This window comes from Actinomadura logoneensis (genome assembly GCF_003428695.1).
Classification (GTDB): Bacteria; Actinomycetota; Actinomycetes; order Streptosporangiales; family Streptosporangiaceae; genus Spirillospora; species Spirillospora logoneensis.
The window spans coordinates 21,685-29,126 of record NZ_QURH01000010.1 but is presented as its reverse complement, the minus strand read 5'-3'; the positions used below and the strand labels follow the sequence as shown (position 1 = coordinate 29,126).

The window sequence follows — 7,442 nt, the reverse complement described above, 5'->3', positions numbered from 1 at the left end:
CACGCGCGTCCCGGCGAGGACGCGGCGGCGGCCGGGCGCGCCGCCCCAGCGGCGCCGCAGCGCCAGGCCCGCGAGCAGGAACAGGACGAGCTGCACCCCGGCCAGCGTGGACAGGAAGCCGCCCTGGACCCGCCGGATCGCCTGCCCGGCGATCTCCTCGGCGCGCAGCGTGTCCGCCTTCGCGGCGGTGGAGTCGCCGGTCGGCCGGGTGCGGAACGGGGAGCCGACCGCGTCGGACGGCTCGCGCAGCGACAGCGTCCGCATGATCGTGGACGTGACGTCGGTCAGGGTGACCAGCGCCTTCTGCCGGGTCGCGTCCGAGTAGAGGTAGGACGAGCCGGTGAAGCCCGGCCCGCTTGCGAGCGCGACCCGCAGGTGCGGCTTCGGCCCGTTGTCCGACAGGCCCGCGACCAGCACGGTCGTGCCCGCGGGGACGGCCGCGAGCACCTGCGCGACCCGCCGGTCGGCCGCGGCGGCGGCGCGCGCCCGGTCGTCCCGGCCGACCGGGACCTGCGCGCCCTTCGCGTCCACCCCGGCCGCGAGGTACACGCGGAAGACGTCGTCGATCTCGACCGCGGTCAGCGGGCAGCGCGCCCAGTCCGCCGGGGTCGCGCCGTCGATGCCGCCGACGTAGTGGTCGACGCGTCCGCTGCGGTCGGCGAGGCCGAAGACGGCGCCCGGCCCGACGGCGGTCGTGCAGACCCCCTCCTGGTGGGCGGTCTCGCCGAGCAGCCCCGGCTTGGAGTGGTAGGAGGTGCGGGCGTTGTCCCGGACGATGTCCGGCCAGCCCGGGGCGAGCGCGCCGCCCTGCGCCGGGGCGGGCGCCCCGGACGGCACGGCGGTGCCCGGCAGCACCGGGTTGGACGGCAGGACGCAGTCGGCGTCCTTCAGCACGGACCGCTGCCCGGCCGAGAGCGTGAGCCAGCCGTCGGTGGGGCAGGTGTTCGCCTTGGTCGTCCGGACGGTCATCGCGGCGGCCCCGCCCTGGCCGGTCAGCCGCCACAGCGTCGGGGTGTTCCGCTCGGTGACGTCCGTCCACATCAGGCCGTCCACGCCCATGAGCACCACGCGTCCGCCGGGGGCGGCCCGGCCCGCGTTCGAGGGCGCGTTCGAAGGGGCGTCCGATACCGTGCCGGCCTGCGCCGCCTGCGCCGACCGCACGGGCGCCGCCAGGAGGAGGCCCATCGCGGCGAGAACCAGCAGGACAGCGGCCATGCCCGGTCGCGGTGTGCGGAGTCTCGCCCCCGATAGCCCCATGACGTCCAGGGTAGTGGCACCTTTAGGACAGGATGTGAACATGCGAGGAGCCATGGGGACGGGAGACGCCGCGCCGGAGCGGCGGGTGTCCGCCCCGGACGGGGGTGCGGCGGTGGGGGCGACTGCCGTGAACGAGGCCGCCGCGGAGGACGGCGGTCGCCGCGGGAAGGCGCGCGGCCGTGGACGCTCCGCGAGGGACGCGGACGACGCGCGGGCCACGCCGAACGGGCGCCGCGACGCGTCCGCCTCCGGGAGCAACGGCTCCGGGCGGGGTGGCGGCGCGTCGGGACGGGACGGATCCCCGCGCGGCGAACGGGACGGCGGCTCGCCCTCCGCCGACGGCACGGCCGAGCGCCGGGGCGGCCGGCGCAGCGGTGCGGACTGGCTCATCCTGGCCGCCGGCGTCATCGTCGCCGTGGCGGCGATCACACCCATCGTCGTGCGCTGGCTGGGCAACCCGCCCGACCAGCGGCTCGTCGACCTGGAGGTGTACCGCGAGGGCGGCCGGGCCCTGCTGCGCCAGGCCAGGCTCTACGACGTCCTGACCCAGCCGCCGCAGCTGCTCCCCTTCACCTATCCGCCGTTCCCGGCGCTGCTCGCGGTGCCGTTCACGCTGATGTCCTGGACGGCCGCGCAGTGGACCTGGACGGTCCTGGAGTACGTCGCGCTGGCCGTGATCGTCCGGTACGCGTTCCGCGACCTGCTCGCCCGGACCGGCCGCTGGGCGCCGCTGGCCTACGGCGTCCTGTTCGGCGCGTGCGCCTGGCTGACGCCCGCCCACGACCAGATCCGGTTCGGCCAGGTCGGCTTCTTCCTCATGGCGCTGTGCCTGGCGGACACCATGGCGCGCACCGCCTACTGGCCGCGCGGCGCGCTGGTCGGCCTGGCGATCGCGATCAAGCTGGTGCCGGGCGTCTTCCTGGTCTACTTCTGGATCACCGGACGCCGCCAGGCGGCGGTGAACTCCCTGCTCACGGCCGCCGCCGCGTCCCTGCTGGCGTTCGCGTGGCTGCCCTCGGACTCGGCGGACTACTGGTTCGGCGCGCTGCTGCAGGGCGGCGGACGCACCGGCGCGGTGAACGGCACGACGAACCAGGCGCTGAACGGCTGGGTCGCCCGCGTCATCCCGGAGGGTCCGCTCCAGACGCCGCTGTGGGGCGTGCTCGTGCTCGCCGTCGCCTACCTGGGGTTCCGGCTGGCGCGCCGCGCGACCGCCGCCGCCGACGGGCTCGCGCTGCCCGCGCTGCCGCCCGACCCGTCCCGGCGCTGGGGCACCGACCGGATGCTCGCCGCCGACCCCGCGTCCGGCGAGGCCGCGCGCAGCCTGCTGCTCGCCGGGGTCGCGATCACCGGGCTGCTGTCGGTGCTGCTGTCGCCGGTCGGCTGGATCCACCACCTGGTGTGGGTCATCGCCGTCGTCGGCGCCCTCGCCGGAGACGGCCGGGACCGGCGCAGGACGCTGCTGGCCGGGGCCGTCTGGCTGTTCTACCTGTTCCCCGTGCCCTGGTGGGGGACGCACCTGACCGGGCCCGAACATCCACTGATCTTGAAGATCGCCGGGCAGCTGATCCGGGACCTGTTCGGCTTCGGCGCCGTCGCGCTCATGGTCGTCCTCGGCGTCTGGCTGGTGAACCGGCTCGGCCGGGGCGACGGTCGCCCGGATCCCGCTCGCCCCAGGGACGGTGTCGGTACGCTCACCCCGTGATGCTTGCCGCCGTTGCCATCGCGGGACTCGTCGCCGGCGTGGCCGGACTCTCGGTCGCCGTGGTGGCCCACAACCGGGCCAACCAGGTGGTCGAGCAGTGCTCGGAGGTGGTGCGCCGGAGCCTGCGGGCGGCCGGTCCGCCGGGCGCGATCGACGGGCACGCCCTGCGCGACCTGGCGATCGTGCACTACGACGCGCTGCGCGAGATGTCCGGGCACCGCTCCTTCTCCCTGGCCCTGATCAACGCGTCCGGGAACGGGGTGGTGATCAGCTCGATCATCGGGCGCACCGAGACCCGCACCTACGCCAAGCCCATCCGCGACGGCCATCCCGCCGAGCCGCTCTCTCCCGAGGAGAACCAGGCCCTGCGCGCCGCCCGGCTGGGCAAGGGCCCCGTCGTCACCATGGACGATCCGCTCCCCGACTTCGGCGACTCGGGGCGGACGGCGCGCACGACCACCTGAGATCCCGGCCGTCCACCACGTACACTCCTGACGACCGGACACCGCATTCGGGGGGACGCATCGTGCCTGATCAGCGCAAATGGGCCTATCTGGGACCGCAGGGGACCTTCACCGAGGCCGCGCTGCGCTCCTTCCCGGGCGCGATCGGGGCCGAGCACGTCCCGTTCGCGACCGTCCCCGCCGCCCTCGACGCCCTGCGGAGCGGCGAGATGGACGGCGCGCTCGTCGCCCTGGAGAACTCCGTCGAGGGCTCCGTCCCGACCACGCTGGACGAGCTGGCCACCGGCGACCCCGTCCAGATCGTCGGCGAGGTCCACCTGCCCGTCTCGTTCGCCCTGCTCGTCCGGCCGGGCACCGAGCTCGCGGACGTCAAGACCGTCGCGTCCCACCCGCACGCCCAGCCGCAGTGCCGCCGCTGGCTCGCCGAGAAGGTCCCCGACGCCGAGTGGCGCGCCGCCACGTCCAACGCCGAGGCCGCCCAGCACGTCGCCGACGGCCACTACGACGCCGCGCTCGCCGGCTCGTTCGCCGCCGCGCGCTACGGCCTGGAGGTCCTCGCCTCCGACATCCACGACATCGCGGACGCCGTCACCCGCTTCGTCGCGCTGCGCCGCCCCTGCTCCCCGCCGCCGCCCACCGGCATGGACCGCACCAGCGTCGTCGCCTTCCTCGGCGAGGACCACCCCGGCGCGCTGCTGGAGATCCTCACCGAGTTCTCCGTCCGCGGCATCAACCTGTCCCTCATCCAGTCCCGCCCGACGGGCCGGGGCCTCGGCTCCTACCTGTTCTGGATGGACTTCGAGGGCCACGTCTTCGAGTCCCGCGTCGGCGAGGCCCTCATGGGCCTGCGCCGCGTCTGCGCCGACGTCCGCTTCCTCGGCTCCTACACCCGCGCCGACAAGGTCCGTCCCGACGTCCGCCGCGGCACCCACGACCACGACTTCACCGAGGCCGCCGCCTGGCTCGCCACCATCCGCTGCGGCGCCACCGAACGCTGACCTGACTCTTTCCGCGCGAAGGTAAACCGCCGTTGACCTTCGCGCGTCATCTCCTTGCTTCACTCACGTGATCACGGAGAGCCCCCCTTGCGCAGACCCCTGGCAGCTCTGCTGTCGCTGTTCACCGCCCTGACACTGCTGCCGGTGGCGTCCGCCTCCGCCGACTCCCCGCCGACACCGATCGTCGCCGATGCGCGGATCGTGGTGGGGACGGACGGGAAGGCCACTCCCTACGTGCGGCTCATCGCCGCCGACGCGCGGGCGACGGTCGATTTCCGGTTCCGCCTCAAGGGCTCGTCCGAGGCGTACGCGAGCATCCCCGGCGTGCCCCGCCGGGAGGCCGGCGGCGAGGACGCGGCAGGCTCCGTCTGGTCTCCCGAGACGACCGCCGCACTCCAGCAGGGCCGCACCTACCTGGACATCCGGGTCAACGACCCGTCGGGCGGGCGCACCGAGATGCCGCAGGTCGCGTTCCTCGACAGGCCGAGCGGCATCTTCACCCTGGGAGCCGGGGGAGGCGGCTGGGTGACCGACGCCTTCGACGCGCAGGCGACCGTCACCCACTCCGGCCAGGTGAGCAGGGTCGTGGCGCGGCTCTACCGGGCCGGGACGACCGAGCAGGTCGGCGAGGACGTCGTGCCGACGGTGCGGCAGACGGCGGAGCTGCCGGGCGGCGTCACCCGCACCGTCTACATGACCGGCCCGGTCTTCGACCCGCCCGCCGGCCGGTACCAGGTCGCCATGACGGCGTGGGACGGCCAGGGTGACAGCCTCACCAGCCGGACGGCGATCTTCGACAAGCGCCTGGAGCAGCGGCTGACCGACGTCCGGGTGACCGGCACGCTCGACTACGAGCACCGGGGCACCGTGGTCACCGGCCGGGTGACCGACACCGCGGGCGCGCCGCTCGGTGGCGTCACCGTCTCCCTGAACACGCCCGAGGCGAAGACGACGACCGCCGACGACGGCTCCTTCGCGCTGGAGGTCACGCCGACCGCGAGCCGCGCCTCCCTCACCGCCGCCTCCCACGGCGCCTACATCTCGGCGAAAGCCAACGTGGAGTTCCCCTTCCGCGCCCAGGCGACGCGGGTCTCGCTCAGCCCGGTGCCGAGCGCGGGCCGGGTCGGCGACAAGGTCACGCTCTCCGGGCTCCTGGAGCGGCAGAACTCCGCCGGCGCCTGGGTCCCACTCCCCGGCAGGCCCGTGAAGCTCTCGTTCACCTCTGACGGCACGAAGCAGACCACCGACCTCGGCACGCCGACCACCGGCCCGGACGGCCGCTACTCGCTGACCACCAAGGTCACCGGGTCGGGCACCTGGCGGGTGGACTCCGCCGCGTCCCCGTTCCTCGAGAACAGCATGGCGGGCGAGTACCGGCGCACCTCGTTCTGGACGCGGATCATCGGCGTCACCGCCCGTCCGAACCCCGTCGCGGTCGGCGGCAAGGTCACGCTGACGGGCCAGATCGTCAGGACCGGGGCGCCCGCGGGGAGCACGAACGTCGCGAACGTCCCGGTGAGCCTCACGTTCAGCCCGGGGCCGGGCCGGATGTTCGGTATGGCCGAGGGCCGGACGGACGCCAACGGACGCTTCTCGCTCTCCGGAATCGCGCGGTCCGACGGCACGTGGTGGGTCTCCTTCTCTGGCGGCGCGGGCATCGGAGGGACCCTGGACGAGCCGTCCGGCACCTCGCACCTGTTCGTGGACGCGAAGTACAAGACGGCCATCTCGTCGTTCAACGCGTCCCCGGAGCCGGTGAAGAAGGGCCGGACGCTCACGGTCAAGGGCCGCATCACCAAGCAGGCCGCCAAGTGGCAGCCGGGCGCGGGCGCGACGCTGACGGTCTACTTCAAGCCTTCGGGGTCGTCCAAGTGGAAGGCGATGGGAACCACCAAGGCCGACCGCAACGGCTGGTTCACCAAGGGCTTCAAGGCGTCCGCCGACGGCACCTGGGCCGCCGCGTACGCGGGCAGCCCGTCCTACCTGGGCGTCTGGAGCACGGGCGACTACGTCGACGTCCGCTGACCTCCTTCCCTGGCGAGGGCCACCTTCCAGGTCGGGAGGCGGCCCTCGCGCTTTTCGAACCTTCGCACGGATGGAAATCCTCGAACTCGAGGTAATCATTCGAACGCGGGGAGTAATGTTCCGCTCATGGTCAAGCCCCCACACGAGGCGCTGCATCAGATCTTCCGCCATGATCCTCGCCTGTTCGCCGACTTCCTGGACAGGGCGGCGGGCCTCTGCTTCCCCAAGGTGCTCGCCGTCCACGAGATCAACCCGAACCTGAACGAGATCCGGACGGTCGAGTCCGAAGCCGACACCGTCCTGATGGTCGAGACCGTGGACGGCTCGCACATCGTGGTCATCGAGGCGCAGGAGCGGGTCGCCCGGGACAAGCTGAAGGCGTGGCCGTACTACGTGGCCTACCTGCGCAACAAGTACGACTGCGAGGTGACCCTCATCGTCGTCTGCCATGAGGTCGGCACCGCGGAGTGGGCACGGCGGGCCATCTTCACCGGGCTGGCGGAGCGGCCGTCCCAGTGCACCTGGCCGATCGTCCTGGCACCGGACAACGTGAGCCCGCTGACCTCGGCCGCCGAGTTCGTCCGCGACCCGATGTCCGCGGCGTTCCGTGTCCTCACGCACGCGTCGGGTGAACCCACGCCGGGCATAATCGAGGCTCTGGAAGAGGGGTTGGCCGCTCTCAAGCAGCAGGACCTGGAGACCGCCCAGTTCTTGGGGAGTTTCCTTCACGCCGGGCTGGCCAAGAGCAGCCTGCTCGAACCCTGGAGGCAGATTGTGAGCACGATCATCAAGGACAAGAGGCTCTTCGAAGAGATCCGTGCCGATGCCGAGCAGGAGATGCTGCTCACCGCACTCGCGGCGCGGGGGTTCGAGCTGACCGACGCCGATCGGGAACGCATCGCCACCTGCACCGACACCGCGACACTGAAGCGATGGCTGGTACGCACCTTCGAGGCTGATTCAGTGGGCCAGGTGTTCAGCGAGGGCTGACGA

5 protein-coding genes and 1 pseudogene are annotated in these 7,442 nt (G+C 73.1%); 5 read left to right on the top strand and 1 reads right to left on the bottom strand.

Annotated elements, in window-relative coordinates; genetic code table 11:
• A pseudogene (locus DZF91_RS00685) lies at window positions 1–1,215 on the bottom strand (hypothetical protein); the annotation flags it as partial.
• Window positions 1,216–1,309: 94 nt separating this feature from the next.
• Between DZF91_RS00685 and DZF91_RS00680 the strand changes: the two are divergent.
• The 5 genes from DZF91_RS00680 to DZF91_RS00660 all read left to right on the top strand — a co-directional run bounded on the left by DZF91_RS00680 (window position 1,310) and on the right by DZF91_RS00660 (window position 7,439).
• The gene (locus DZF91_RS00680) at window positions 1,310–2,962 is read left to right on the top strand and encodes a glycosyltransferase 87 family protein (RefSeq protein WP_199486315.1); all 1,653 of its coding nucleotides are present in this window, start codon (window positions 1,310–1,312) and stop codon (window positions 2,960–2,962) included.
• On the top strand, window positions 2,962–3,426 hold the full coding sequence (locus DZF91_RS00675; RefSeq protein ID WP_117355577.1) for a DUF4446 family protein: 465 nt from the start codon (window positions 2,962–2,964) through the stop codon (window positions 3,424–3,426). The genes DZF91_RS00680 and DZF91_RS00675 overlap by 1 nt, the downstream gene beginning before the upstream one ends.
• Window positions 3,427–3,488: 62 nt before the next feature.
• Window positions 3,489–4,424, top strand: a complete 936-nt coding sequence (gene pheA, locus DZF91_RS00670; RefSeq protein ID WP_117355576.1) for a prephenate dehydratase — start codon at window positions 3,489–3,491, stop codon at window positions 4,422–4,424.
• Between the two features lie 87 nt (window positions 4,425–4,511).
• Complete coding sequence (locus DZF91_RS00665; RefSeq protein ID WP_117355575.1) at window positions 4,512–6,449, top strand: carboxypeptidase regulatory-like domain-containing protein; 1,938 nt, start codon at window positions 4,512–4,514, stop codon at window positions 6,447–6,449.
• A 126-nt stretch (window positions 6,450–6,575) separates the two neighbouring features.
• A complete protein-coding gene (locus DZF91_RS00660) occupies window positions 6,576–7,439 on the top strand; it encodes a hypothetical protein (RefSeq protein WP_117355574.1) in 864 nt (287 codons plus the stop codon).
• Window positions 7,440–7,442: the final 3 nt, after the last annotated feature.